Annotated in this window: 23 protein-coding genes; 9 read left to right on the forward strand and 14 right to left on the reverse strand. The window is 68.9% G+C overall.

Features of this window, described 5'->3' with window-relative positions:
* Positions 1–102: 102 nt before the first annotated feature.
* The 6 genes from FHT36_RS13685 to FHT36_RS13710 form a co-directional block, all read right to left on the reverse strand.
* Positions 103–2,025, reverse strand: coding sequence for a TRAP transporter large permease subunit (locus FHT36_RS13685; RefSeq protein WP_169123218.1), 1,923 nt, complete (start codon positions 2,023–2,025; stop codon positions 103–105).
* 26 nt (positions 2,026–2,051) lie between these two features.
* Positions 2,052–3,077, reverse strand: coding sequence for a TRAP transporter substrate-binding protein (locus FHT36_RS13690; protein WP_169123046.1), 1,026 nt, complete (start codon positions 3,075–3,077; stop codon positions 2,052–2,054).
* A gap of 56 nt (positions 3,078–3,133) precedes the next feature.
* Positions 3,134–4,069 carry an NAD(P)-dependent oxidoreductase gene (locus tag FHT36_RS13695; RefSeq protein ID WP_348644467.1) on the reverse strand — a complete coding sequence of 312 codons (936 nt, stop codon included), beginning with the start codon at positions 4,067–4,069 and terminating at the stop codon, positions 3,134–3,136.
* Complete coding sequence (locus FHT36_RS13700; RefSeq protein WP_169123048.1) at positions 4,066–5,103, reverse strand: transketolase family protein; 1,038 nt, start codon at positions 5,101–5,103, stop codon at positions 4,066–4,068. The genes FHT36_RS13695 and FHT36_RS13700 overlap by 4 nt, the downstream gene beginning before the upstream one ends.
* Positions 5,100–5,939, reverse strand: a complete 840-nt coding sequence (locus FHT36_RS13705; RefSeq protein WP_169123049.1) for a transketolase — start codon at positions 5,937–5,939, stop codon at positions 5,100–5,102. The genes FHT36_RS13700 and FHT36_RS13705 overlap by 4 nt, the downstream gene beginning before the upstream one ends.
* 89 nt (positions 5,940–6,028) lie before the next feature.
* Positions 6,029–6,778, reverse strand: coding sequence for an SDR family NAD(P)-dependent oxidoreductase (locus tag FHT36_RS13710; protein WP_169123050.1), 750 nt, complete (start codon positions 6,776–6,778; stop codon positions 6,029–6,031).
* A 155-nt stretch (positions 6,779–6,933) separates the two neighbouring features.
* On the opposite strand from FHT36_RS13710, the gene FHT36_RS13715 reads away from it, so the two are divergent.
* Complete coding sequence (locus tag FHT36_RS13715; protein WP_246702209.1) at positions 6,934–7,821, forward strand: LysR substrate-binding domain-containing protein; 888 nt, start codon at positions 6,934–6,936, stop codon at positions 7,819–7,821.
* Positions 7,822–7,926: 105 nt separating this feature from the next.
* Here FHT36_RS13715 and FHT36_RS13720 read toward each other — a convergent pair whose 3' ends face one another.
* The 7 genes from FHT36_RS13720 to FHT36_RS13750 form a co-directional block, all read right to left on the reverse strand.
* Positions 7,927–8,700: an enoyl-CoA hydratase gene (locus FHT36_RS13720; RefSeq protein ID WP_169123219.1), complete on the reverse strand. Its 774-nt coding sequence runs from the start codon at positions 8,698–8,700 to the stop codon at positions 7,927–7,929.
* A gap of 11 nt (positions 8,701–8,711) precedes the next feature.
* On the reverse strand, positions 8,712–9,710 hold the full coding sequence (locus FHT36_RS13725) for a TRAP transporter substrate-binding protein (protein WP_169123052.1): 999 nt from the start codon (positions 9,708–9,710) through the stop codon (positions 8,712–8,714).
* Between the two features lie 60 nt (positions 9,711–9,770).
* Positions 9,771–10,835: a branched-chain amino acid ABC transporter permease gene (locus FHT36_RS13730; RefSeq protein WP_169123053.1), complete on the reverse strand. Its 1,065-nt coding sequence runs from the start codon at positions 10,833–10,835 to the stop codon at positions 9,771–9,773.
* 3 nt (positions 10,836–10,838) lie between these two features.
* Complete coding sequence (locus FHT36_RS13735) at positions 10,839–11,729, reverse strand: branched-chain amino acid ABC transporter permease (protein ID WP_169123054.1); 891 nt, start codon at positions 11,727–11,729, stop codon at positions 10,839–10,841.
* Positions 11,730–11,740: 11 nt separating this feature from the next.
* Positions 11,741–13,987: an ATP-binding cassette domain-containing protein gene (locus FHT36_RS24885; RefSeq protein ID WP_169123055.1), complete on the reverse strand. Its 2,247-nt coding sequence runs from the start codon at positions 13,985–13,987 to the stop codon at positions 11,741–11,743.
* A 29-nt stretch (positions 13,988–14,016) separates the two neighbouring features.
* Positions 14,017–14,820 carry an ABC transporter ATP-binding protein gene (locus tag FHT36_RS13745; RefSeq protein ID WP_169123056.1) on the reverse strand — a complete coding sequence of 268 codons (804 nt, stop codon included), beginning with the start codon at positions 14,818–14,820 and terminating at the stop codon, positions 14,017–14,019.
* 94 nt (positions 14,821–14,914) lie between these two features.
* Positions 14,915–16,297: an ABC transporter substrate-binding protein gene (locus tag FHT36_RS13750; RefSeq protein ID WP_169123057.1), complete on the reverse strand. Its 1,383-nt coding sequence runs from the start codon at positions 16,295–16,297 to the stop codon at positions 14,915–14,917.
* Between the two features lie 244 nt (positions 16,298–16,541).
* Between FHT36_RS13750 and FHT36_RS13755 the strand changes: the two genes are divergently transcribed.
* The 8 genes from FHT36_RS13755 (at position 16,542) to FHT36_RS13790 (ending at position 24,963) form a co-directional block, all read left to right on the forward strand.
* Positions 16,542–17,687 carry a phosphotransferase family protein gene (locus FHT36_RS13755; protein ID WP_169123058.1) on the forward strand — a complete coding sequence of 382 codons (1,146 nt, stop codon included), beginning with the start codon at positions 16,542–16,544 and terminating at the stop codon, positions 17,685–17,687.
* Positions 17,688–17,698: 11 nt separating this feature from the next.
* Positions 17,699–18,904: an acyl-CoA dehydrogenase family protein gene (locus FHT36_RS13760; RefSeq protein WP_169123059.1), complete on the forward strand. Its 1,206-nt coding sequence runs from the start codon at positions 17,699–17,701 to the stop codon at positions 18,902–18,904.
* Positions 18,904–19,695 carry an SDR family NAD(P)-dependent oxidoreductase gene (locus FHT36_RS13765; RefSeq protein ID WP_169123060.1) on the forward strand — a complete coding sequence of 264 codons (792 nt, stop codon included), beginning with the start codon at positions 18,904–18,906 and terminating at the stop codon, positions 19,693–19,695. The genes FHT36_RS13760 and FHT36_RS13765 overlap by 1 nt, the downstream gene beginning before the upstream one ends.
* A 15-nt stretch (positions 19,696–19,710) precedes the next feature.
* On the forward strand, positions 19,711–20,925 hold the full coding sequence (locus FHT36_RS13770; protein ID WP_169123061.1) for a CaiB/BaiF CoA-transferase family protein: 1,215 nt from the start codon (positions 19,711–19,713) through the stop codon (positions 20,923–20,925).
* Positions 20,926–20,977: 52 nt separating this feature from the next.
* Positions 20,978–22,663: an acyl-CoA synthetase gene (locus tag FHT36_RS13775; RefSeq protein WP_246702210.1), complete on the forward strand. Its 1,686-nt coding sequence runs from the start codon at positions 20,978–20,980 to the stop codon at positions 22,661–22,663.
* On the forward strand, positions 22,647–23,384 hold the full coding sequence (locus tag FHT36_RS13780) for a FadR/GntR family transcriptional regulator (protein ID WP_169123062.1): 738 nt from the start codon (positions 22,647–22,649) through the stop codon (positions 23,382–23,384). Before FHT36_RS13775 ends, FHT36_RS13780 begins: the two co-directional genes overlap by 17 nt.
* Positions 23,381–24,100, forward strand: a complete 720-nt coding sequence (locus FHT36_RS13785) for a nitroreductase (protein ID WP_169123063.1) — start codon at positions 23,381–23,383, stop codon at positions 24,098–24,100. The genes FHT36_RS13780 and FHT36_RS13785 overlap by 4 nt, the downstream gene beginning before the upstream one ends.
* Before the next feature lie 101 nt (positions 24,101–24,201).
* Positions 24,202–24,963 (forward strand): SDR family NAD(P)-dependent oxidoreductase, encoded by a 762-nt coding sequence (locus FHT36_RS13790; RefSeq protein WP_169123064.1) that lies wholly within the window; start codon positions 24,202–24,204, stop codon positions 24,961–24,963.
* Positions 24,964–25,032: 69 nt separating this feature from the next.
* Here the strand turns inward: FHT36_RS13790 and FHT36_RS13795 are convergent, their stop codons facing one another.
* Positions 25,033–25,761: a TetR/AcrR family transcriptional regulator gene (locus tag FHT36_RS13795; RefSeq protein ID WP_169123065.1), complete on the reverse strand. Its 729-nt coding sequence runs from the start codon at positions 25,759–25,761 to the stop codon at positions 25,033–25,035.
* Positions 25,762–25,869: the final 108 nt, after the last annotated feature.

Raw genomic sequence — 25,869 nt, forward strand, 5'->3', positions numbered from 1 at the left:
GCCCTCCGGCACAAAAAAAGGCCCACCGGCGAACCGGCGGGCCTTCAGGCTAGGGAGCTTTTTAGACGGGAAGCGGGGCCCGGTCTGCGCCGGGCGCCCTCCTCAGGGCAGGAAGCCGATAGAGATCCACGGAACCGCGGCCACCACCGCCAGCGCGATCAGCAGCACCAGCATGTAGCCGACGATGGGTTTCATGCCCTCGTCCGGGTTCACGTCGCCGATGGCCGTCGCGCAGTAATAGCCGACGCCGAAGGGCGGCGCGAAGAGGCCGATGCCCATGGCGAGGATCACCACCATCGCATAGTGGACCTCGTGGATGCCCATCTGCCGCGCGATCGGGAACAGGAGCGGCCCGAACAGCACGATGGACGGGATGCCCTCCAGCACCGAGCCAAGGATGATGAAGGCGAGGATGGAAACCACCATGAACGTCGCCGCGCCGCCCGGCAGGCCGGACATCACGTTGGCGAGGTTCTGCGAGAAGCCGGACTGGGTGAGCGCCCAGGCCATGCCCGTCGCCGCACCGATGATGAGCAGGATCGCACCGGAGAGCGCGGCCGTGCTGATCATCATTGGCACCACGCGGCTCCACTCGAACTGCCGGTAGACGAGAAGACCCACCACCACCGAGTAGATGATGCCGATGGTGGAGACTTCCGTCGCCGTGGCGATGCCCTCCATCACCGCGCCGCGGATGACGAACGGCAGGGCGATGGCCGGAAGCGCGATGCCCGCCGACCACAGGATGTCCCGCGCCGAGACGCGCTTGACGTTGGAGAGGTCGTCGTTGCGGTAGCGGTAGCGCACGAGGAGGCACAGGGCGAGGCCGAGCACCAGGGCGGGCAGAAGTCCGCCGGTGAACAACGCCGCGATGGACACGCCCGTGACCGAACCTATGGTGAGCAGCACGAGGGAGGGCGGGATCGTCTCCGTCTGCGCGCCGGTGGCGGCGAGCAGGGCCACAAGATCGCCCTTCTTGGCGCCGCGCTTCACCATTTCCGGGAACAGCACCGGCGTCACCGCCGCCATGTCCGCCGCCTTCGAGCCGGAGATGCCCGAGACGAGATACATGGCGCCGATCAGCACGTAGGAGAGGCCGCCGCGCACATGCCCGAGAAGGCTGGCGAGGAAGCCCACCAGCGCCCGCGCCATGCCGGTCATCTCGATGAGAAGGCCGAGGAACACGAACAGCGGCACCGACAGAAGGATGAGGTGGCTCATGCCCTCATCCATGCGCCCCACCACCACCGCGAGGGGGGTCGTGGTCGTGAAGGTGAGATAGCCCACCGTCGCGAGGCCGAAGGAGAAGGCGATGGGCACCCCGGCGAACACCGACGCCGCCACGAGGCCGACGAGGAAGATGAGCAGGTTGTAGTTGCCCAGCGTCTTCAGCCAGGGCGAGGCCACATGGCCGAGGGCGACCGCCAGGACGAGGCAGACGCACACCACGGCCACCTGCTTCGGATTGGCCGCGCGCAGCAGCTTCAGGAAGCTCACGAGGGCCATGAGGCCGATGCCGATGGGCAGCGCGGCCGCCTTCCACGTGTTGGGCACGTCGAGGGCCGGCAGCGTGACGAACATTTCGTCCTCGGCATACTCGATGGCCGGGTGCAGCACCGCCATGAGGAAGACGAGGGGCGCGGCGAGGGCCAGCGTCTCCAGCACCGACCTCACGCGCGGCGAGGCCATGCTGACGAGGGCCGTCATGCGCATGTGGCTGTCGCGCTGGAGGGCCAGCACCGCGCCGAACATGGCGAGCCAGATGAACAGGACCGAGGCGAGTTCGTCCGACCACACGATGGGACTGTGCAGCGCATAGCGCTTCACCACGCCGACGAAGAGCACGGTGATCTCGGCCAGCACGAGGGCGGCGGCGAGATATTCCACCACCCGGCAGAGGGCCGTCTCCACACCGAAGACGGCGCGGCGCCAGCCGGTGGGAAGCGCCTGGGTCGGCGCCTCCTCGGTGGCGTAGGCTTCGTGCAGCGCGTGGGTTTCATCCAGCGCGTGCCCGGGCGGCGGCATGGAATGCGATACGTGCTGCGACATGCTCACCCCCCCAGCTTGCCGACGGCGGCTTCGAGCAGGCCCCACGCCTCATCGCCGTACTTCGCCTTCCACTCGCCGTAGAAGGGGGTCGAGGCCAGCGCCTTGCGGAACAGCTCGCGGTCCACGTCGATGAAGGTGATGCCCTTGGCGGTGAGGTCGGCGCGCAGGCTCTGGTTGAGCGAGGCGATGTCGGCGCGCTGGTCCACGGCCGACTTGTCCAGCTCGCGGGTGACGACGGCGCGGACGTCCTCCGGCAGCGTGCCCCAGGCGCGGCGGTTACCGAGGATGACGTAGCCGTCCCACACGTGGCCGGTCATGGAGCAGGACTTCTGCACCTCGTAAAGGCGGGTGGAGGCGATGATGGCGAGCGGGTTCTCCTGGCCCTCGACCACCTTGGTCTGGAGCGCGGAGTAAAGCTCATTGAAGTTGATGGGCGTGGCGCCGGCGTTCAGCGACTTGAACACCGAGGTCAGCATGGGCGCGGGCGGGACACGGATCTTGAAGCCGTTCAGGTCCTGCGGCGTGCGGATCTCGCGGGTGGACGAGGTGATCTGGCGGAAGCCGTTGTCCCAGAACTTGGCGGGAGCGACGAGGCCGGTCTTCTCGATCTGCGTGCGGATGTACTTGCCGAGGTCGCCGTCGACCGCCTTCCACACCGTCGCATAATCGGGGAAGGCGAAGCCGGTGTTGACGATGCCGGACACCGGAACCAGCGTCGCGAGGATCGAGGTGGAGAGGTTGAAGAACTCGACGCCGCCCGAGCGCACCTGGGCGAGAAGGTCGGTGTCCGAGCCGAGCTGGTTGGCCGGGAACAGCTTGATCTCGACGCGGCCGGAGGTGGCCTCGCGGATGCGGTCGAGGGCTTCCTGCGCGCGCTTGTTCACCGGGTGGGTGGGATCCTGCCCGGTGGCATACTTGTAGGTGAACTCGGCGGCCTCGCCCCGGCGGGTGAGGATGCTGAACAGGGGCAGCGCGGCGCCGGCGGCCAGCACATGACGGCGGGTCAGGCCGGTCTTGGTCGGTTTCATGGTGTCTTCTCCCTAGTGTGCCGCTTTAGGCGGCTTGGTCGTTTGGAAAGAGGGGACTAGGCCCGGCCCTGTAGGGCTCGGTATGCGTCGATGACCTTGCTGTCGTCCTTTGCGCCCTTGCCCTGTCCGGAGACGGCGAGGAACATCTGGTGGGCGGTTGCGGCGAGGGGCAGCGCGGTCTTCGCGCCGGCGCCGGCTTCCAGCACGATGCCGAGGTCCTTCACGAAGATGTCCACCGCGCTGGTCACGCGCGGCTTGCTCTCCAGCATGCGCGGGCCGCGGTCCCTCAGCATCCAGCTGGACGCCGCCGAGCCGGAGACGATGTCGAGCATGGCGTCCATGTCGAGGCCGAGCGTCTCGGCCAGCGACAGCGCCTCGCCGGCGACCGCCAGATGGACGCCGCACAGAAGCTGGTTCACCGCCTTGGCAGTAGCGCCCTGCCCGGCCTTCTCGCCCAGCAGCACCACCTTGGAGCCCATGGCGTCCAGCACCGGTTTCACCTGCGCGAACAGGTCGGACGGGGCCGCCACCATGATGGTGAGGCTGCCCGCCTCGGCCCCGACCACACCGCCGGAGACCGGGGCGTCCACGAGGCGGCGGCCTTCGGCCTCCACACGTCTGGCAAGGGCTGCGACGGCGGCCGGCGGGCAGGTGGCCATCAGGATCACCGCGCCGCCTTCGGGCAGATGCGCCAATGCGCCCGCGCCGAACAGGATGTCCTCGGCCTGGGTGGCGTTCACCACCATCAGCACCGCGGCATCCTGGCCGGCGAAGGCGTCCGTAAGGCTGGCTGCGGCCACGCCCCCGGCGGCGGCGAGCTTCGCCCCGGCCTCGGGGCGCAGGTCGAAGCCCGTCACGGCGAACCCCGCGCGGGCGAGGTTGCCGGCCATGGGCAGGCCCATGGAGCCGAGCCCCACAAAGCCGATCTTCTTCATCTTGTCCTCCCGCTCGGCCCGCCTCTCTTGCCGGAGGCTGGGGCCGTATGGATCTATTTCAGCCAGCCCTTCACCTGCGCGCAGAGCGCGTCGGTGGAGATGCCGTAGCGATCGTGCAAGGTCGGCAGCGCGCCCGCCGCAAGGAATTCGTCGGGCAGGCCGATCATGCGGAAGGCGGGGTGGACGCCCTCGCGCATCAGCAGCCCCGCCACCGCCTCGCCGAGGCCGCCGATGACGGTGTGATTCTCCACCACCACGACGAGGCGGCCGGGCTTGGCACAGGCCTCCAGAAGGGTCGCGGTGTCGAGCGGCTTGATGGTGGGCACATGCAGCACGCCCACGTCCACGCGATCCGCCTCGAGGGCCTTGGCGGCCTCCAGCGCGCGCATGGTCATGATGCCGGACGAGATGAGCAGCACCTCATAGCCGTCGCGCAGCATCTTCGCCTTGCCCAGCTCGAAGGTGTAGCCGTACTCGTCGAGCACGAGCGGCACCTGGCCGCGCAGCAGGCGCATATAGACCGGGCCCTTGTGGGCGACGATGGCCGGCACCGCCTGCTCGATCTCGTGCGCGTCGCACGGATCGATCACCGTCATGTTCGGGATGGCGCGCATGAGCGCCAGATCCTCGGCCGCCTGGTGCGAGGGGCCGTAGCCGGAGGTGAGGCCCGGCAGGGCGCAGACGATCTTCACGTTGCGGTCTTCTTCCGCGATCGTCTGGTGGATGAAGTCATAGGCCCGGCGCGAGGCGAACACCGCATAGGTGGTGGCGAAGGGCGTGAAGCCCTCGGCCGCGAGGCCCGAGGCGGCGCCGAACAGCAGCTGCTCGGCCATGCCCATCTGGTAGTAGCGATCCGGGAACGCCTGCTGGAAGATGTGCAGGTCCGTATATTTGCCGAGGTCCGCCGTCATGCCGACGATGGAGGGATCGGTCTTCGCGCATTCCACCAGGGCGTGGCCGAAGGGAGCCGGCTTGGTGCGCTGGCCCTCACCCGCGATGGACGCGATCATGGCGGAGGTGGTCAGGCGCGGTTTGGCGGGGGCGTCGGCGCCCTTGGCTGCGGGAGCGGGATGAGCCGTGGCGGGTTTCATGCGGGCTTCCTCTCGTCGAGGGCGGCCAGGGCCAGCTGCCACTCATGGGCATCCACACGGATGAAATGGTTCTTGTCGCGCGCCTCGAGGAAGGGGATGCCTTTGCCCATGAGCGTGTCGGCGATGATCATGCTGGGCCGGCCGCCATTGGCGTCCTTGGCCGCGTCGAAGGCCTTGCGCACGGCGTCGAGGTCGTTGCCGTCCACCCGCTGCACGAACCAGTTGAACGCCGCGAGCTTCTCCGCCAGCGGCTCGAAGCCGAGCATGGAGGTGGAGGGGCCGTCCGCCTGCTGGTTGTTCACGTCGACGATGGCGATGAGGTTGTCGAGCTTGTAGTGAGCGGCCGACATGATGGCCTCCCAGACCGAGCCCTCGTCCAGCTCGCCATCGGAGAACAGGGTGTAGACCCGGCTGTCCGAGCCCTTGCGCTTGAGGCCGAGGCACTTGCCCACCGCGATGGACAGGCCGAGGCCGAGCGAACCGCCGGACATCTCCATGCCCGGGGTGTAGCTGGCCATGCCCGACATGGGCAGGCGGCTGTCGTCAAAGCCGTAGGTCTCCAGCTCGTCCTCGGGGACGATGCCGGCCTCGATCAGCGCCGCATAGAGCGCGATCGCATAATGGCCGTTGGAAAGCAGGAAGCGGTCGCGCCCCTCCCATTCGGGGTTCTGGGGCTCATAGCGCATGGCATGGAAATAGGCGGTCGCCAGCACATCGGCGATGTCGAGCGCCTGGGCGATATAGCCCTGCCCCTGAACCTCGCCCATGCGGATCGCATGCCGGCGGATGTTCCAGGCGCGCCGCTCCAGCGAGACGTTGGAAGGTGAAATGGTCATGTCCCTGTTCCTGTCGAGGAGCGCCCGCGCCGGGACGGGTCCGGCCGCCATGCGACCAGCCATCCCGCGCGCACCGTGGCGGACCGGGATTAGTGAATCAGCATGCCGCCATTGACGTCGATGACAGCGCCGGTGACGTAGGCGGACAGGTCGCTGGCGAGGAACAGATAGATGCCGGCCACGTCGCTCGCATCGCCGAGGCGGTTGAGCGGAATGCCCTTCAGGATGTCCTTGCGCATCTCGTCGGTCAGCTTGCCGCCGGTGATGTCGGTCTGGATCAGGCCGGGGGTGACGCAGTTCACGCGGATGCCGTCCACGCCGAACTCGCGGGCCATCGCCTTTGCGAGGCCGAGCACGCCGGCCTTGGCGGAGGAATAATGCGGGCCGCCGAAGATGCCGCCGCCGCGCTGTGCGGACACCGACGACATGCAGGCGATGGAGCCGGACTTGCGCTCGCGCATGTGCGGGATGAACACTTGGCTGAGGAACAGGACGCCCTTGCAGTTGATGTCCTGGATGCGGTCCCAGCTCGCCTCGTCGATGTCGAGGGTCTTCACCGGCTGGGTCACGCCGGCATTGTTGACGAGGATGTCGACGTGTCCGAACGCCTTGATCACTTCATCCGCGGCAGCCTGGCACGAGGCCTTGTTGGCGACGTCGCAGCCGACGCCGATGTGCTGCGGGCCGAGCTCGGCGGCAGCGGCCTTGGCGGCGGCCTCGTCGATGTCGAGAATGGCGATGCGCGCGCCATGGGCGGCGAACAGCTTCGCCGTGGCAAGACCAATGCCGCGGGCGCTGGCCGCCCCCGAGATGGCGGCGGTCTTGTTCTGAAGCAACATGGTTTCCTCCACGAGGGGCCTCTTTTTGTAAGGGTGATACTGGCTCCCCTTTTCCCGGCTGAAAAACGCAAAAATTGCGCTAATGGATGAATCATGTTCATCTAAAGCCCTGAATTGCCCGCCGTTCCCTTGCGGCCCCCTTCATGAGAGCTCACATGAAGCGCCTTCCCCTCTCCGCCCTCCAGGCCTTCGAGTCCGCCGCGCGCCGTGGCTCCTTCCGCGTCGCCGGCGAGGAGCTGGGCATCTCGCCGAGCGCCATCAGCCACGCCGTGCGCAAGCTGGAGGACCTGATGGGCGCGGCGCTGTTCGAGCGGGAGGGCCGCGCGGTGCGGCTCAACCCGGCGGGCGAGGCGCTGATGCGCCATGTGGCGGCGGGGTTCGATGAGATGCGGCAGGGCATCGAGATGGTGGGCGCCCGCTCGGTGAACCTCCTGCGGCTCCACTGCGCGCCTTCACTGGCCGCCCAATGGCTGCTGCCACGGCTGCGCACGCTGCTCGCCAAGCAGCCGGGGCTGGAGGTGCGGCTCGCGGCCGGCGTCGACTACCCGCGCTTCGAGCACGACGAGTTCGACGCCGACATCTGCTACGGCCCGCCGCGGCAGGAGGGGCTGATCGTCGTTCCCCTCGGCGAGGAGACGGTGACGCCCCTGTGCGCGCCGGAAATGGCCGCGCGCATTTCAGGCCCCCTCGACCTGCTCGACCACGATCTGATCGAGAGCGACAACAAGCGGGTGCGCTGGAACCACTGGTTCGAATCCAACGGCGTCGCCCCGCCCGGCCCGCGCGGCTCGCGCTTCGACCGCTCCTTCATGGCCATCGCCGCGGCGGTGGACGGGCTCGGGATCGCGCTGGAATCCACCCGCCTCGCCGAACGCGAGATCGCCCGCGGCCAATTGGTGGCGCCGCTGGCCGGCAGGGCCAACGACGTGACCTATGTAGGGCACTACCTCGTCTTCCCCCGTGCTGCAAAGGCGCGGCGGGCGGTGCGCATGTTCGCCACCTGGATCACGCAGGAACTCGATTTGCCCACGCCTCGCATGTGAGGGAGACGCGGGGTCGTCGCCGGGCACGATCATCTCCTCCCGCCCCACGGGATCGGGGCGGGAGGATCATCACCCGATGTCCATCCTCAAGCCGGTCCTGCCGGTTCACATGTCGCGAAACTGCGGCGCGCGCTTCTCCACGAAGGCGGCCATGCCCTCCTTCTGGTCCTGCGTCGCGAAGAGGGCGTGAAAGGTCCGACGCTCGAACAGGAGCCCCTCGGACAGCGAAATCTCGAAGGCACGGTTGACGGCCTCCTTGATCGCCATCGTGCTGATGCGGGACTTGGTGGCGATCCCCTCCGCTACGGCCTGTGTCTCAGCGAGCAGTTCCGATGCCGGGACGACCCGTGAAACAAGGCCCAGACGTTCCGCCTCCGCGGCATCCATCATCCGGCCGGTCAGGCAGAGATCCATGGTCTTTGCCTTGCCGATGGCCCGCGCGAGGCGCTGGGTGCCGCCCGCGCCGGGCATCACGCCGATCTTCACCTCCGGCAGGGCGAACCGCGCCGTTTCAGCGGCGATGATGACATCGCACATCATCATGATCTCGCAGCCCCCGCCGAGGGCATAGCCCGCCACCGCGGCGACGAGAGGCTTGCGCAGGTGCGCGATGGCATCCCAGGAGGCGAGGAAGTCCTCGAGAAACGTCTCCGGGTAGCTGCGCCCCGCCGCCTCCTTGATATCCGCTCCGGCGGCGAACGCGCGGTCCGACCCGGTGAGGACCACGCAGCCGATGTCGGGATCGGCGCCGAACCCGGCGAGGGCGCGCACGATCTCGCCCACCATCGCCGCATTCAGGGCATTGAGCGCCTCCGGCCGGTCCAGCGTGATCCAGCCCACCCGGCCGGCGACACGGGTCTGAATGAAGTCGTATCCCATCGGTTTTTCCATCACTTGCGCTCCGCCCCGATCTGCGCGCGGAAGTCCCGCCAGGTGTCGGGGAAGCGCTCGGAGAAGCTGGCGGCTACTGGCGAGACGGCTTCGCGCCAGGGCTTGAGATCGGTCACGGTGACGATGGCGGCGCCTTTGGCGGCCATGTCCTTGAGGATCGCCGCGTCGTCCGCCTCCATGCGCCCCCAGCCTTCGGTGATGTTGGTGCGGGCGGCCGCGAGCAGCGCATCGCGATCGGCGGTGGAGAGGCGATCGATCGCGTCCTTCCGCGCCACCAGCACATAGGTGATCATCATCAGCCCCGGCGCGTGGGTGGCCTTGGGGGCGGCCATGCCGAGCTGCGAGGTCCAGGCACCGGGAGAGGTGAAAACCCCGTCGAGGGCGCCGCGCTCGAAGGCGGGCTTCATCTCGGGGATGGGCAGCACCACCGGGTCCGCCGAGAGGCGGCGCATGATGTCCTCGTAGGTGCCGGACCCGGCCACGCGGATCTTCAGCCCCTTGAGGTCCGCCGGGGTCGCGACGCGCTTGTCGCGGAAGACGAAGAGCTGGTCGGCGCCGCGCATCAGGCCGATCACCCGCAGGTCCTGCTTCTGCGCGAGCGTATCGAGGAGGTCCACCACGCCACGACGCGCGGCCGGCTGGGCCATGGCGGCGTCGTCGAGCGCGAAGGGCAGATTGATGAAGCCGAAGCACGGATCGAGGCGCTCCAGATTGGCCGCATTGACGAAGGTGAGTTCCGCCTTCCCGGCCTTCAACGCCTCGATGGAGGCGAACCCTGGATAGATGGTGCCGCCTGGATTGGCGGCGATCGTCAGCCGGCCCGAGGTCGTCTTGGCCACCTCCTCCGCCATGGCCGTGAAGTAGGGCACGCGCGGATGATTGGTCGGGATGTCGAACACGAGCCTCATCTCGTCCGCCGTGGCGACGGCGGGAAGCGCGGCGAGGGGGGCGAGCGTCATCATCGCCGCCCCGAGAAGGCGGCCGACAGTCTTGGTCATGGGCGTATTCCTCCAGTCTTTGCGCGCGTTGGTGCGCGTCGTTCATCCGCGGGGCGGATTTCAGTAGGGCAGCGGCCAGCGGCGCAGGCGATCCTTCGCCTTCACGGCGAGACGGGCGAGGCCGCTCGGCTCGATGATGAGGAAGGCGACGATGAGCGCGCCGAAGATCATCAGCTCCAGATTGGCCAGGACGTCGGGCTTCAGGGCCTCGCCGAACAGGGTCGCGGCGTTGGCGATGGCCACCGGCAAGAGCACGATGAAGGCAGCCCCGAGGAAGGAGCCGAGGATGGAGCCGAGGCCGCCGATGATGACCATGAATAGGATCTGGAACGATCGATGCAACGAGAAGGCCTCGATCTCCACGTTCCCGAGATAGAGGAACGCCCACAGCGCACCGGCCACCCCGCAATAGAAGCCGGAGACCGCGAAGGCGGTGAGCTTGGCCCGGGTGGTGTCGACCCCCGTCAGTTCCGCGGCCGTCTCGTGGTCCCGCACCGCCATCAGAGCGCGGCCGGCGGAGGAGCGAATGAGGTTCTTCGCCACGAAGGCCAGGGCGACGACCGTCACGAAGGCGACGAGGTAGCGGGACGGCACGGACGAGAAGCCGAAACCGAATAAAAAGAGCGTCGGGGTGGAGACGACGCCGGAGGGGGTGTTCAGCACCAGCCACGGAATGTGGGTGCAGATCCATTCGATGAAGAACTGGGCGGCGAGCGTCGCCACCGCCACGTAGAAGCCGCGGATGCGCAGGCTCAAGAGACCGAAGGCGAGCCCCACGGCGCCCGCCACCATCCCCGCCAGCACGAAGGAGACCGGGAACGGCAGCCAAGGCAGGCGGATGACGAGGTTCACCGCCGCATAGGCCCCCACCGCCATGAACGCGCCCGAGCCAAGCGAGAGCTGGCCCGCATAGCCGGTGAGAATGTTGAGCCCGATCGCCGCGAGCGACAGGATGAGGCATGGCAGGAGGATGGAGCCGAGCCAGTACGGCCCGGCCACGAACGGCACCACGAGCGCGCCCACGGCCACGAGGGCCACCACCGCCCAGCGGTCGAGGGCCACGGGGAAGATGGCCTGCTCCTCGCCATAGGACGTCTTCAGCGCGCCGGCGTCACGGTGGAACATGGGTCAGACCCTCGCGATGCGCGCCGCGCCGAACAGGCCGGCGGGGCGGATGAGCAGGACGGCGATGGCGAGTGCGTACGGAAACCAGTTCTCGATGCCGCCTCCGACGAAAGGCCCGAGATAGATCTCGGCGAGCTTCTCGCTGACCCCGATCACGAGCCCTGCCACGATGGCGCCGGCGATGGAGTTGAACCCGCCGAGGATCATCACCGGCAGCGCCTTGAGCGCCACCAGCGTCAGCGCGAACTGCACGCCGAGCCGCGCGCCCCAGACCAGACCCGCGACAAGCGCAATGAAGCCCGCGGCGCCCCACACCACGGCCCAGATGAAGCCGAGCGGCACGCCCGCCACCTGCGCCGCCTGGGTGTCGTCGGCCACTGCCCGCAGCGCGCGCCCCACCTTGGTGTAGGAGAAGAATGCGGAAAGCACCGCCACCAGCACCGCGGCCATGGCCGCCGCGGAAAGGTCGAACTGCGAGATGAGGATGCCGCCGATCTCGATCGGCTCGTCGGAGATGCCGAGGTCGAGCCCGCGCACCTTGGTGCCCCAGATGAGCTGGGCGAAGCCTTCGAGGAAGATGGAGAGGCCGATGGTGGCCATGAACAGGATCATGTGGTCCTGCCCGACGAGGGGGCGCAGCACCGTGCGCTCGATGGCCACCGCCAGCACCAGCATGGCGGCGAGCGCGAGGAGGAAGGCGGCCCACATGGGCAGGCCGAATTCCAGGAAGCCGACGAAGGTGAGCGCGGCGAACAGCACCATGGCGCCCTGGGCGAAGTTGAACACGCCCGAGGCCTTGAAGATGAGCACGAAGCCCAAGGCCACCAGCGTGTACATCACGCCGGACAGGAGGCCGCCCACCACCACTTCGAGAAAGAAGGAAAAGTCGCCCATGGTGTTCTCCCTCAGGCGGCTTCGCCGAGGGCGGCGGAGCCGAGATAGGCGGCGATGACTTGGGGATCGGCACGAACCACATCGGGCGTGCCATCGGCGATCTTGCGGCCGTAATTGAGGACCGCGACGCGATCGGACAGACCCATCACCACGCCGATGTCATGCTCGATGATGAGGATGGTGGTGCCGAAGCTCTCATTGACCCGACGGATGAAGCCGCACATGTCGCGCTTCTCCTCGTGGGTCATGCCGGCCATGGGCTCGTCCAGCAGCAGCAGCCTCGGCTCGGTGGCGAGCGCGCGGGCCAGTTCCACCCGCTTCTGGATGCCGTAGGGCAGGCTGGCCACCGGCGCCTTGCGCAGATGCTCCAGCTCCAGGAAGGCGAGAATGCGCTCCGCCGCCTCCCGCTCGCGCCGCTCTTCCGCCGACGTGGAAGGCAGGCGCAGTAGCTTGCCAAGTAGCGAGCCCTCGAAGCGCGCGGCGCGGCCCACCAGAACGTTGTCGATCACGTTCATGCCCTTGAACAGGGAGACGTGCTGGAAGGTGCGGCCGATGCCCGAGCGTGCGGCAAAGGCCGGGCGCATGCGGGCCCGCGCCTTGCCAGCGAAGGTGATGGTTCCCGAGCGCGGGTGGTAGACGCCGTTGATGACGTTCAGCAGCGAGGTCTTCCCCGCCCCGTTCGGCCCGATGATGGAGAGGATCTCCCCCTCATGGATGGCGAGGGACACGTCGGTGAGCGCCTTCACCCCGCCGAAGGCGACGGCGACGCCGCTGACCTGCATGAGCACGGATCCGCGCGAGCGGGCTGAGCGCTCGGTCGGCCGTGCCTGCGTCTCGCGGCCGGCCGGGGCGAACGGAGCGTCGCGCACCTCGCCGTCCAGCGTCAGCTCCTGCGGACCGAAGCCGTCGGCGGCGAGGTCGAAGGTCCGAATGGCTAGAGACGTTCCGGGGAATTCCCCGGCCAGCCGTGCATTCACCCGCTCCACCGCCGCCGATGCATGGCTCTGGGCCGTCGCGGTGTCCTCCGCGTCCGCGGCGGACGGCGCGAGCGCGATCCGGGCACTGAGGCCGCCGGGGACGCGCGTGACGCGGGCGCGATCAATGACGGCCTCGCTCCGGAGCGCGGCTTCGACGGACCGGAGCAGATGGGGGTCGTCGGCCGCGGCGACGGCGTGGGAACGGAGGCTGCCGTCATCGGCGAGGGCAAGATCCGCGTCGAGCGGCACCCCGTAGGACGCGAGGCGGCGGGCGGTGGTCGGATCCAGGATGCCGGAGGTGACAAAGGCCAGACGGCAGGCGCCGAGGCCAAGGGTGTTGCGCAGCGGCGCCCCGAAGGCGAGACCCGTGCCCGGCAGCCTCTTCTCGCTCGCCCGCGCGAGGGCACGCACCAGTGGCCCGCCGGCGGACAAGCGAACGCCGGCGTCCCTCACCAGAAGCTCGAACACGCGCGCCGGCGCGGCCAGCACGGTGGGCGCCACCTCCTTCAGATCGTTGGGGAAACTCGCCGGCCCCTCCACGCAATGGACAGAACAGCCCGAGAGAAGCGGTTGCACCAGGCTGCCGGCGGCGTCGGCAATGCCCGAGACGGGCAGAAATGCCATGAGCCGGTCGGAGGGAGACAGCTGCAGCCGGGAGATGACCGCCGTGCCGGCGTCGAAGAGGCGCCGGTGAGTAAGCGCCACCGGGCGGGGCGGCCCGTCCACACCGGCGGTGTGGAGAATGAGGGCGGTTCGGCTTCCCTCAGCCGTGGCGGCCCGCCAGGCGTACCAGGCCACGGCCTCGTCCTGGGCGGCCTCCGGCGATGGCGCGCATTCGTCGAGACGCAGCACGATGGCGGGCGAGCGACTGGCAGCCCGCCACGCGCGGGCGGCCTCCTCATTCTCGCAGAGGACGAGGGCGGGATCGGCCGCCAGCGCACCGAAGCGGCGCAGGAATTCCGGGCCCACCGGCATCACCGCAGCGCCGAGGCCTTGCGCGGCGAGGGCTGCGGCGTAGAGCTCCGGCCGGTTCTCGCCGACAGTCACGAGCAGGCCTTCGCCGGTGAAGCCTGCGCCATCAAGAAGCCGGGTCATGGCGGCGGTGCGGGCGAGATAATCGGCGAACGTCCAGGTGCGCCAGATGCCGCCGACCTTGTGGCGCAAGGCCGGGCGCGCGGCATGGCGCCGGGCGGCGGCGATCAGGGCACCGGGCAGCGTGTTTGCGGGGCAAGGATCGGCCCGTTCCGCGGCGCCGGAGGCATGGTCGAAGGCGCGGTTCATGGCAGGAGGAATCCCTTCGTCCATGGAGGTCAGGAGAGCCAGCGCGGGCGACGGCGGGCGGCAAGGCTCGCCCCGTCCGCCTCGGCGGAGGCATCGAGCCCGAGATAGGAGGCGCGGATTTCGGGATCGGCGGCGAGGGCGCGCGCCGGCCCCTCGCGCACCACCCGGCCTCCCTCCACGAGATAGCCGTATGTGGCGTAGCGCAGCGCCACGGCGGCGTTCTGCTCGGCGAGGAGGAAGGTCACCCCGGCTTCGGCATTCAGCCGCTGCATGATGGAGAAGATCTCCTCCACCAGAAGCGGTGCGAGGCCCATGGAGGGCTCGTCGAGCAGGATCATGCGCGGCCGGGCCATGAGGGCGCGGCCGATGACGCACATCTGCTGCTCGCCGCCGGAGAGGAGGCCGGCCGGCTGATGCCGCCGCTCCTTCAGGCGGGGAAAGGTGCTGTAGACGCGTTCGAGACTCTCGGCGACCGCGCCGTCGCTGCGGGAATAGGCGCCGACCTTCAGATTGTCCTCGACCGACAGGGTGGGGAAGGCATGGCGGCCCTCCATCACCAGAGAGAGGCCACGGCGGGCGAGGTCGGACGGGTCGAGCCCGTCGATGCGCGCGCCGTCATAGTGGATGGCGCCCTTCGTCACCTCGCCGCGCTCGGATCGCAGCAGATTGGCGATGGCCTTCATGGTGGTGGTCTTGCCCGCCCCGTTGGCGCCCAGCAGGGCGACGATGCCGCCCCGGGGCACGCTGAGCGTGAGGCCGCGCAGCACGAGGGCCAGACGGGAATACATCACCTCGATGCCGGCGACGGACAGCAAGGGGCCTTGCGCGCTCATGGCGTGCTTCTCCCAAGGGGTGGCTCCGGCACCGGGGGCAGAACGCCCCGGCGCGCAGCAGGTCACGGATCAGGGCTGAACGGGGCCTGCGAGGTCAGTTCGTCTCGCCGGCACAGTCGCGGGGCGTGATGCCCTTTTCCTTGGCGAACTGGGCGGCGGACGCCTCGATGAGCGGCCGGACCATGGACTGGTCGGACTTGATCCAGTCGGAGATCATCACCCACTTGGCGCCGTCCCATTGCTGGAAGCGGATGGCACCATCGCCCTCGTGGTCGGCGCAGGTGACCTTGATTTCCGGCATCAGGCCCTCGAGGCCGAGCTGCTTGATGCGCTCGCTGGTCATCACCAGATGCTCGAGCCCCCAGCGCACCTCGTCACCGGTGAGGGGACGATTGCCGAACTTCTTCATGGCGGTGCGCATGGCTTCCGTCACCGCCACGCCGTGGAGCACGCCGCGGACATAGTAGACCGAGCCGATGCGGTTCTCCTCCACATTACCCTGGCCCTTGGCGTAGACGTACTTCTTGATGTCCTCGAACACCGGATAGTTGGGCCCCGTGGCGTGGAACTGGGCGGTGATGAAGCCCTTGGCCGCATCGCCCGCCGGCGTTACATCTTCCTCCGAGCCGGACCACCACCAGCCGATGATGCGGTCGCGGGCGATGCCGGCGCGGGCGGCTTCCTTGATGCCGGTGGGGGTGGCAGCGCCCCAGCCGCGGAACAGCACCCAGTCCGGCCGATACTGGCGCACCTGAAGCCACACGGCGCGCTGGTCGAGGCCGGGCGGCGTGATGGGGAAGGTCGTCACCTCGAAGCCGTAGCGCTTGGCCTGGGCGTCGAGGATGGCCTGGGTCTCACGGCCGGCGGCGAAGTCCATCACCACATTGGCGATCTTCTTGCCCTTCAGCTTCTCCAGCCCGCCCTCGCGCTCTGCGATGTAGCGGATGGTGGCGGTGTTCTCGCTCCAGTAATTGGAGATGAGCGGGAAGAAATAGGGGAAGACCCGGCCATCGGAGGAATCGGTCCGCCCGTAGCCGATGGTGACGGAGGGGATCTTGTCTGCCGTCATGCGGTCGATGAGGGCATAGACGCCGCCCGTGCCGGAGGGCGTGAAGGCTGCGGCGCCGGTCGGCCCCTTCGCCTTCTGGCGCTCGTAGCATTCGATCATGCGGTCGGGCTGGTAGCCGGTCTCGCACTCCTCATAGACGAGCTTCACGCCGTTCACGCCGCCGTCGCGGGCGTTCACCAGCGCGAGATAGTCCGCATAGGCACCGTAGATGCCCGAGCCGCCCGGTGCGTAGGGGCCGGTGCGATAGATGGCGATGGGCACGAACTGCTCCATCGCGGCACCGCCCGTAGCGGCGGGTGCCGCCGTCTGGGCGGCGGCCGGCGCAGCGCAACCGAGCGTCGCGACGAAGGCAAGGAGACAGGCGGGCGCGACGGACTTCCGGCGCCGCGGGCTGAAGCATTGAGGCATGGCGTCATCCTCCAGGCCGGAATTCTGGTCCGGCATCTTTATCTGATGATCGGACCATAAATCCAAAATCGCCGTGCCGTCAATCTCCGGATGGAGACGACGAATTCTCCAGGCAATTCACTGAATATCATACGAAATTCCGTCACATCCGCCGCTCACGATGGGTGCCTGACGGAAAATTTCCGCTTGACCCCATGATTTCAGTCGGACAATTTTAGTCCGACAAAAACGGGGCAACGCGTCCATGGTCGAGGCTGTTCACGTGCTGGAAGGCGGAGGCACCGCAGAGGGGGAAGTCGGCGCGTCCGTGCTGGGCCCGGCGCCGCCGGCCGGTGTCGCCCTGCGCAGCGTGGCCGAGAGCCGGGCGCTCGACTGGCCGGCGATCGGTCGTCATCTGGCTGGCCACGGCATCAGCCTCGATCCCGCCTTCGTGCCCCGTCAGTTCACGGGCGGCCTCGCCAACCTGAACTTTCTCCTGCGCGTGTCGGACGGCTGGGCGGTGCTGCGGCGGCCGCCCGACGGCCCCCTGCCCCCGGGCGCGCACGACATGGCGCGCGAGCACCGCATCCTTTCAAATCTCGGGCGGGAGCTGCCGCTCGCCCCCCGCAGCCTGCATCTGTGTGCCGACGCCAGCGTCGCCGGCGCGCCGTTCCAGCTGATGGAGTTTCGCGCCGGCATCGCCCTGCGCGGCGACAGCCTGACGCCCTTCCCGGCAACCGCCGCCACCGGCGCGGACCTCTCGCACAAGCTGGTAGAGACGTTGGCTGCCATCCACGCGGTGGACCCGACCCGGATCGGCCTGTCCGATCTCGGCCGCCCCGCCGGCTTCTTCGCCCGCACCGCCGCGGGCTGGATCGGCCGCGCCGAGCGGGTGGCGCAGGGCGCGCTCTCCCCGGCCGCCCGCGCCGTCGCCGGCTGGCTCGCCGCAGCAGAGGTGCAGGACGCATCGGAGCCGACCCTTCTCCATAACGATTTCAAGCTCGACAACGTGCTGCTGGATCCCGCCACCCGCGCCCCCGTCGCCGTGGTGGACTGGGACATGGGCACCCGTGGCGACCCGCTGTTCGACCTCGCGACGCTGCTCAGCTACTGGACCGAGGCCGGCGACCCGCCGTGCATGCACGAGCTGGCGCAGATGCCCACGGCCCGCCCCGGCTTCCTGACGCGAGCCGAAGCGGCGGGCGCCTATGCCCGCGCCACCGGCCGGGACCTGTCCCAGCTCAAGGTCTACCGCGTGCTCACCATGCTGAAGCTCGGCGTGGTGTTCCACCAGCTCCACGCGCGGCACCTCGCCGGCGAGACGGCGGACCCGCGCTATGCCGGCTTCGGCACGCTCGCCGAAGCGCTGTTCGATTTCACCCTCGACATCATCAACGACAAGACCTTCTGAAGGCGAGGCCCATGGATTTCGCGCTCCCCCCCGATCTCGCCGCGCTGGAGGCCCGCACCGCGGCCTTCGTGCGCGACGAGGTTCTGCCCTTCGAGACCGACCCGCGCCGCACCGCCCACGGCCCCACCGACGATTTGCGCCGTGATCTGGTGGCGAAGGCCCGCGCGGCCGGGCTGCTGAGCCCGCACGTGCCGAAGGCGTGGGGCGGGCTCGGCCTCTCCCACCTCGGCAAGGCCGTGGTGTTCGAGGCGGCGGGCTATTCCATGCTCGGCCCCATCGCGCTCGCCATCGCCGCGCCGGACGAGGGCAACATGCATCTCCTCGCCGAAGTGGCGAGCGAAGCGCAGAAGGCCCGCTACCTCGCCCCCATGGCGGCGGGCGAGACGCGCTCCTGCTTCCTGATGACCGAGCCGCATCCCGGCGCCGGAGCGGACCCGTCCTTGCTCAAGACAACGGCGGTGAAGGACGGCGACCACTTCGTCATCAACGGCCTCAAATGGCTCATCACCGGGGCAGAAGGAGCTGCCTTCGCCATCATCATGGCACGGACCCTCGTGGACGGACGGGACGTAGGCGCCACCATGTTCCTCGCCGATCTGCCGGCGGAAGGCGTGCGCATCGTGCGGGCGCTCGACACGCTGGACAGCTCCTTCACCGGGGGCCATGCGGAAGTGGCGCTGGAGAATCTGCGCGTTCCCGCGTCCGACGTGCTCGGCGCCGTGGGCGAGGGCTTCCGCTACGCGCAGGCGCGACTCGTGCCGGCGCGGCTCACCCACTGCATGCGCTGGCTCGGCGCCGCGCGCCGCGCCCACGACATCGCCACCGAATATGCGAGCCGGCGCGAGGCGTTCGGCGGCACGCTCCTGTCCCATGAGGGCGTCGGCTTCATGCTGGCCGACAACGAGATCGATCTCCACACCACCCGCCTCGCCATCCGCCACGCCGCGTGGCTGCTGGACAAGGGCGAAAAGGCGAACGTGGAAAGCTCCATGGTGAAGGTGTTCGCCTCCGAAGCCATCTTCCGCATCGTGGACCGATCGCTCCAGGTGCTGGGCGGCCTCGGCATGACGCGCGACACGGAGGTGGAGCGCATCTTCCGCGATGTGCGCGGTTTCCGCATCTATGACGGCCCGTCCGAGGTCCACCGCTGGAACATCGCGCGCCGGCTCGTCCGTGGCGCTGCCGTGAAGGCCCTGCCCGAAGGGAGGGCGGCGTGATGGGCCTCTCCCTTCCCCTGCCCCAGCCTGCGCCCATGCCCGGCCTTGCCGGCAAGGTCGTCATCGTCACCGGCGGCGGGCGGGGCCTCGGCCGCGCCGTAGCGGAGGGCTTTGCCGCCGCCGGCGCCCATGTGGTGCTCACCGGCCGCAGCGCCGAGACGCTGGCCGAGGCCGCCGCAGCGATCGCCGCGCAGGGCGGATCGGCCGAAGGCATCGCCGCCGACGTGGCCAGCGAGACGGATGTCGAGGCGCTGGCCCGCACGGTGGCGGAGCGTCATGGCCGCATCGACGTGCTCGTCAACAATGCCGGCATCAACCCCTGGTACAAGACCGCCGAGGACACGAGCCTCGCCGAGTGGCGGCAGGTGGTGGACACCAACCTCACCGGCGTATTCCTCGCCGCCCGCGCGGCGGGCCGGGTGATGCTGGCCCAAGGCGAAGGCGCCATCGTCAACATCACCTCCGTCGCCGGCCGGGTGGGGCTGGCGCGCACCACCGCCTATTGCGCCGCCAAGGGCGGAGTGGAGCTGATGACCCGCCAGCTCGCGCTCGAATGGGCCAAGAAGGGCGTGCGGGTGAATGCCGTCGGCCCCGGCTATTTCGAAACCGAGCTGACCGAGGGCATGCGCCAGAACCCCAAGCTCGCCGAGCGTGTCACGGGACGCACCCCCATGGGCCGCTTCGGCCATCCGCAGGAGCTGGTCGGCGCCTGCCTGTTCCTCGCCTCGCCCGCGGCCTCCTACATCACCGGCGCCTCGCTGGCGGTGGACGGCGGCTGGACCGCCGCCTGATCCGAAAGACCAGAGATGAACGCCCTCACGCCCACATCCACGCCGCGCTCCACACCCTTGGCCCTCGCCGGCCTCAAGGTGCTGGACCTCACCCGCTTGCTGCCGGGCGCCTTCTGCTCGCTGATGCTGGCCGACCTCGGCGCCGACGTGCTCAAGATCGAGCAGCCGGAGGGCGGCGACTACAACCGCACCTTCCCGCCGCTGAACCGGGCGGAATCCGGCTCCTTCCTGCTGCTCAACCGCAACAAGAAGAGCCTGACGCTGAACCTCAAGTCGGAAGACGGCCGGGCCATCCTCCTCAAGCTGGTGAAGGATGCGGACGTGCTGCTGGAGGGCTTCCGCCCCGGCGTCATGGACCGCCTCGGCCTCGGCTACGACGCCCTCGCCGAGATCAATCCGCGCCTCGTCTATTGCGCCATCTCCGGTTATGGGCAGGACGGGCCGAGTCGGCTCAAGCCGGGGCACGACCTCAATTACCTCGCCGAAGCCGGCGCGCTGCAGCTGTTCGGCAAGGCGGGCGAAGGCCCCATCGTGCCGGGGCTCTCCATCGCCGATGTGGGCGGCGGCTCGCTCATGGCCTCCACGGGAATCCTCGCCGCGCTGCTGGCGCGGGCGACCACCGGGCGCGGGCAGTTCGTGGATGTTTCCATGCATGACGGTGCCATGTCCTGGCTGTCCCTGCACGGCGCCGATCATCTCTTCGCCGGTATCGAGCCGAAGGGCGGCGAGCGGCCCTTCATCGGGCAGGCGCCCTGCTACAACGTCTATGCCTGCGCCGACGGGAAGCACGTCGCGCTGGGCCTTATCGAGACGCATTTCTGGCACCGCTTCTGCGACGCCGTGGGCCTTCCCGCGCTGAAGGACGAGCAGTGGCCGGAGGGCGAGCGGGAAGTGGCGCAGAAGGCCACCCTCGCCGAGCTGTTCGCCCGCAAGACGCGCGATGAATGGGTGGCCGAGCTTGAAGCCGCCGACATTCCCTTCGGCCCCGTCTTCTCCATGGAGGAGGCGTTCGCCGATCCCCATGCCCGCCACCGGCAGATGCTGATGTCCATGGAGCATCCGGTGGAGGGCACCATTCCCCAGCTCGGCTTTCCGGTGAAATATTCCGGGACGCCCTGCACGCTGCGTTCGCCGCCGCCCCTGCTCGGCGAGCACAATGGCGAGGTGCTGGCGGGCCTCGGCTATGCGCCCGAGGAGATCGCCGTGCTCAAGGCCAGCCGGGCCATCTGAGGCAATACGCGCAAGAGAGCACCAAGAGAGCACAATGCTCCGGGAGGAAACCATGGCCCGCAGCCAGATGGCGCCGACCAAAATGGCGCCCAACATGACCGACTATGCCGAGATGGTCCGCACCTTCCGATGGCAGGTGCCGGAGACGTTCAATTTCGGCGCCGACGTGGTGGATCATTTCGCCCGCACCGCGGACGGGCCGGCCCTCATCTGGGCCAATGCGGCGGGCGAGGAGCGGCGCTTCTCCTTCTCGGACATGGCCCGCCTGACCAGCCGCTTCGCCTCGGCGCTGGCAGCGCGCGGCATCCGGAAGGGGGACCGGGTGCTGGTCATGCTGCCGCGCATCCCGGAATGGCAGGTGGCCATGGTGGGCTGCCTGAAGCTCGGCGCCGTGCCCATCCCGTCCATCGAGATGCTCACCCCCAAGGACATCGAATATCGTGTGCGCCATGCCGGCGTGCGGGCCGTGGTGGCCCGGGCCGAACACGCACCGAAGTTCGCCAACGTGATGGGGGAGGTGCCGGTGCGCCTCGCGCTGACAGGCCCCCTTGGCGGCGCCCCCGGCTTCGAGCCGCTGGAAGAGGCGCTGGCCTCCGGTGACGAGGCCTTTGCGCCGGTGACCGTCAGGGCCGACGACCCGGCCGTGCTCTATTACACCTCCGGCTCCACCGGCCAGCCGAAGGGCGTGCTCCACGCCTCCCGCGGGCTCTATGCGTGGCGTGGTTCGGCCATCTGCTGGCTGGATCTTCGTCCCGGCGACACCATCTGGTGCACGGCCGACACCGGCTGGAGCAAGGCCGGCACCTCCATCCTCTTCGGCCCGTGGAGCTGCGGGGCCGCGAGCTTCTTCTACGACGGCCCGTTCGACCCCAAGGAGCGCCTGCGGCTGCTGGAGCGCTACGGCATCACCGTCTATTGCGCGCCGGGCACCGAGCTGTTCCGGGTGGTGGATGCCGGCGTCGCCGAGCACGACCTCTCGCGCCTGCGCCACACTGTCTCCTCCGGCGAGACGCTGAACCCCGCGGTCGCGGCACGCTGGCAGACGGCGACCGGCGTTCCCATCCTCGAAGCCTACGGCCAGACCGAGACGCTGATGACGCTGCTCAATTATCCCTGCGTCGCCCCGCGCGAGGGCTCCATGGGCAAGCCCCTGCCGGGCCTCGATCTCGCCGTCATCGACGGCGCGGGCAACCGCCTGCCGCCCGGCGTGGAGGGCGACATCGCCCTTCTCACCCCCAACCCGCAGATGATGCTCGGCTATCTCGACGAGCCCGAGCGCACCGCCAGCGCCCATGTGGAAGGGCCGGAGGGGCGGTGGTTCGTCACCGGCGACCTCGGAATGGTGGATGCGGACGGCTATTTCTACCATCGTGGTCGCAATGACGACGTCATCAATTCCGCCGGCTACCGCATCGGCCCCTCCGAGGTGGAGAACGCCCTGCTCGACCATCCTGCGGTGCAGGAATGCGCGGCGGTGGCGGCGCCCCATCCCGAGCGCGGCGAGATCGTGAAGGCCTTCGTGGTGCTGCGCGCGGGGCTCACCGGCGACGACGCCCTCGCCAGCGCCTTGCAGGATCACGTGAAGCGTGTCACCGCTCCCTATAAATATCCCCGCGCCATCGAGTTTCTCGGCGAGCTGCCGAAGACCATGACCGGGAAAGTGCAACGCAAGGTGCTGCGCGACCTGGAGAAGGCCCGCGCCGCCGAGAGGATGGTCCCTGATGTCGCTCGCGCTTGATCCGGTGCAGGTGGAGCCTGCCTTCCGTCTCGTCGCCCGCACCATCGAGGACAAGATCCTGGCCGGCGAAATCGCGCCGGGGGATCTATTGCCCTCAGAGGCGGGGCTGGCCGAGAAGCTGGGCGTGAACCGCTCCACCATCCGCGAAGCCATCCGCGTGCTGGAGCAGAACGGCTTTGTCAGGCGCGAGGCGGGCCGGAAGAAGCTCTATGCCTCCATCCCCCAGTCCGGCGACATTTCCCGCCGGCTCACGGCGGCGATGGTGCTGCACCAGGTGACGTTCGAGGAATTGTGGGAGGCGATGTACGCCATCGAGCCTGCCGCCGCAGCCTCCGCCGCCCAGCGCAGCGATGCGGCCGACCTCGAGGACCTGGAGCGCAATCTCGAGGAGACGCGCAAGGCGTTGAAGGATTCCACCAGCCTCACCGCCCTCGACATCGAGTTCCACGATTTGGTCGCCCGCGCCACCCGCAACCGGGCCATCCAGATGGCGCGGTTGCCCATTTCCGAGCTGTTCTATCCGCCCTTCCTGAAGGTGATGTCGCGCCTCAATGCCGGCGAGCGCCTGCTGGTGGCCCATGAAGCGATCTTCGCGGCGGTCCGCGATCACGATGAGAAGCGCGCGCGGGACTGGATGGAGAAGCACATCCTGGACTTCAAGCGCGGCTACGAACTTGCCAATCTCGACATGGCCACGCCCGTGGATATGCCCGAAAAATGAGTGCGCCCGCTCCCTCCCCCGCTGCTGTCACCTCCGACGCCATCTCCGCCGAGGAGGCCATCCGCTCGCGCCGCTCCATCCGAGCCTTCCTGCCGACGCCGGTCGGCGACGAGACCGTTGGGGCCATACTGGAGCTTGCGGCCCGCGCGCCCTCCGGCACCAACATCCAACCGTGGCAGGTGCTGGTGCTCAGGGGTGAACCGCTCGCGGCGCTGACGGGCGAACTCCACGCCCTCTCCCTCGCCGGCGATCCCGGCACGGAGGAATTTGCCTATTACCCGCGGCAATGGCGCGAGCCCTATCTCTCCCGCCGCCGCAAGGTGGGGTGGGATCTCTATGGAACGCTCGGCATCGCCAAGGGTGACACCGAGCGGATGCGCCAGCAGCTCGCCCGCAACTTCCTCTTCTTCGATGCCCCGGTGGGCCTGATCTTCACCATGGACCGGGACATGGAGCGGGGCTCCTGGCTCGACTACGGCATGTTCCTCCAGAACATCATGATCGCCGCGCGGGCCTTCGGCCTCCACACCTGCCCGCAGGCGGCCTTCAACGCCTATGGCGCGGTCATCGCGCAGCGCCTCGCCATTCCCGACACGCAGATGATCGTCTGCAGCATGGCGCTTGGCTTCGCCGATCCCGAGGCCCCGGAGAATACCTTCACCACGGTACGTGAGCCCTTGGAGCGCTTCGTGCGTTTCGTCGACGCCATCGCCTGAGCCGCACGCGCAATTTCATCCCCGATCGTTTCGTCCGTCCCGCTGCCGCGGGGCGATCGCCTGCGCGTGTCACCTGCGCCCGTCACATGAATGGGGTCATCATGGATCTGAAGGACAAGGTTGCCATCGTCACCGGCGCCGCCTCCGGCCTCGGCAATGCCACCGCGCGCCGCCTCGCCGGCCTCGGCGCCCGCCTTGCCTTGGTGGACTTGCAGGCGGCAGGCATGTCTGCCCTCGCGCAAGAGACCGGGGCGCTCGCCCTCGCCTGCGATGTGGCCGACGGCGCGGCGTCCGAGGCCGCCTTCGCCCGGATCCTTTCGGAACGCGGTCGTCCCCACCTGCTGGTGAACTGCGCCGGCATCGCCCCCGGGGCCCGGATCGTGGAGAAGGAGGGGCCGGGCTCCCTCAGCGAGTTCGAGCGCATCGTCCGCGTCAATCTCACGGGCACCTACAACTGGCTCCGTCTCGCCGCTGCCGCCATGGTGGAGAACGCGCCGGATGACGAGGGCCAGCGCGGCGTCATCATCAACACGGCATCCGTCGCCGCCTATGAGGGCCAGATCGGCCAGACGGCCTATGCGGCGGCAAAGGGCGGCGTGGCGTCCCTGACCCTGCCGGCCGCCCGCGAACTGGCGCGCCACGGCATCCGCGTCGCCGCCATCGCGCCCGGCCTGTTCGGCACCCCCATGGTGGAGGCGATGACGCAGGAGGTGCAGGACCGCGTCTTCGAGGTCATCCCGTTTCCAAAGCGTCCCGGCCGGCCGGACGAATTCGCCCGCATGGTCCTCAGCATCATCGCCAACCCCATGATCAACGGCTCCGTCCTCCGGCTGGATGCCGGCCTGAGGATGCAGGCGCGGTGACGTTGATGCGTCCGGCGCAGCGCGAAGGGGCAGGCACGTTGCTGCTGCTCCCGCCACCCGGCCGCGCCTCTATCGCGGTGGCGTGCAGCCGCACATGGCATTGAGGCCGGCGGTGACGAACCGCACGAAATCCTCGAACAGCGCCGGATCGCCCGCCGTCGCCCGGCCTCCGGACAGTCGTTCAATGCGCTTGTCGGCCACGTACATCAGCAGGGCGCCCACGGCATATTCATAGGCCCAGAGCAGCCGGTCGTCCGGGCAACCGGGAAGCGCGACGGCCATGGCCTCCAGGAAGGCGCGGACCAGCGGATCATAGAAGCGCTCGATGGTCTCGGTGGCTTCCGGGCCGGGGTCCCAGGCCGTGCGGGCGACCAGCAGGGAGAAGCTGTCGCCGCTCGCCGAGCCGTACAGCCGCACCACCGGCTCCGCCCAGGCGGTGACGATCTCCGCGACCCGCCCTTCCCCGGGGCCGCGTGCCCCGATCTCGCGGATGCGGGAGATACGCTCGTCGAGATTGGCCTGGCGGTGGGCGAAGACCGTGGCGAGCAATTCCTGCTTACGGCCGAAATAATAGCCCACCAGCGCCACCGGCACGCCGGCGCGGGCGGCGATGTCGCGCACCGAGACCGCGGCATAGCCCCGTTCGGCAAAGAGAAATTCCGCGCTGGCGAGAATGTCCTGCCGGCGGTCGGGCCGCTGCGGGTCGCCGGGCGCCACCGCCGAGCGGCGCGCGCCCTTCCCGCGTCCGGACGGCGAGGGGGAGCGCCTGGCGGAAGATGTCTTCTTTGTCGTCTCCATGAGCCTTTTCTAGCGTCGCTGTTGCATCCGCACCAGCCGCGGTGTCACGCTCGGCGACAATGGCCTGCGGGGAGCTGCGCGCACCATCTTGTACATACGTACAATAAC

Origin of the sequence: Xanthobacter sp. SG618 (assembly GCF_012932745.1) — a bacterium.
GTDB lineage: Bacteria > Pseudomonadota > Alphaproteobacteria > Rhizobiales > Xanthobacteraceae > Xanthobacter > Xanthobacter flavus.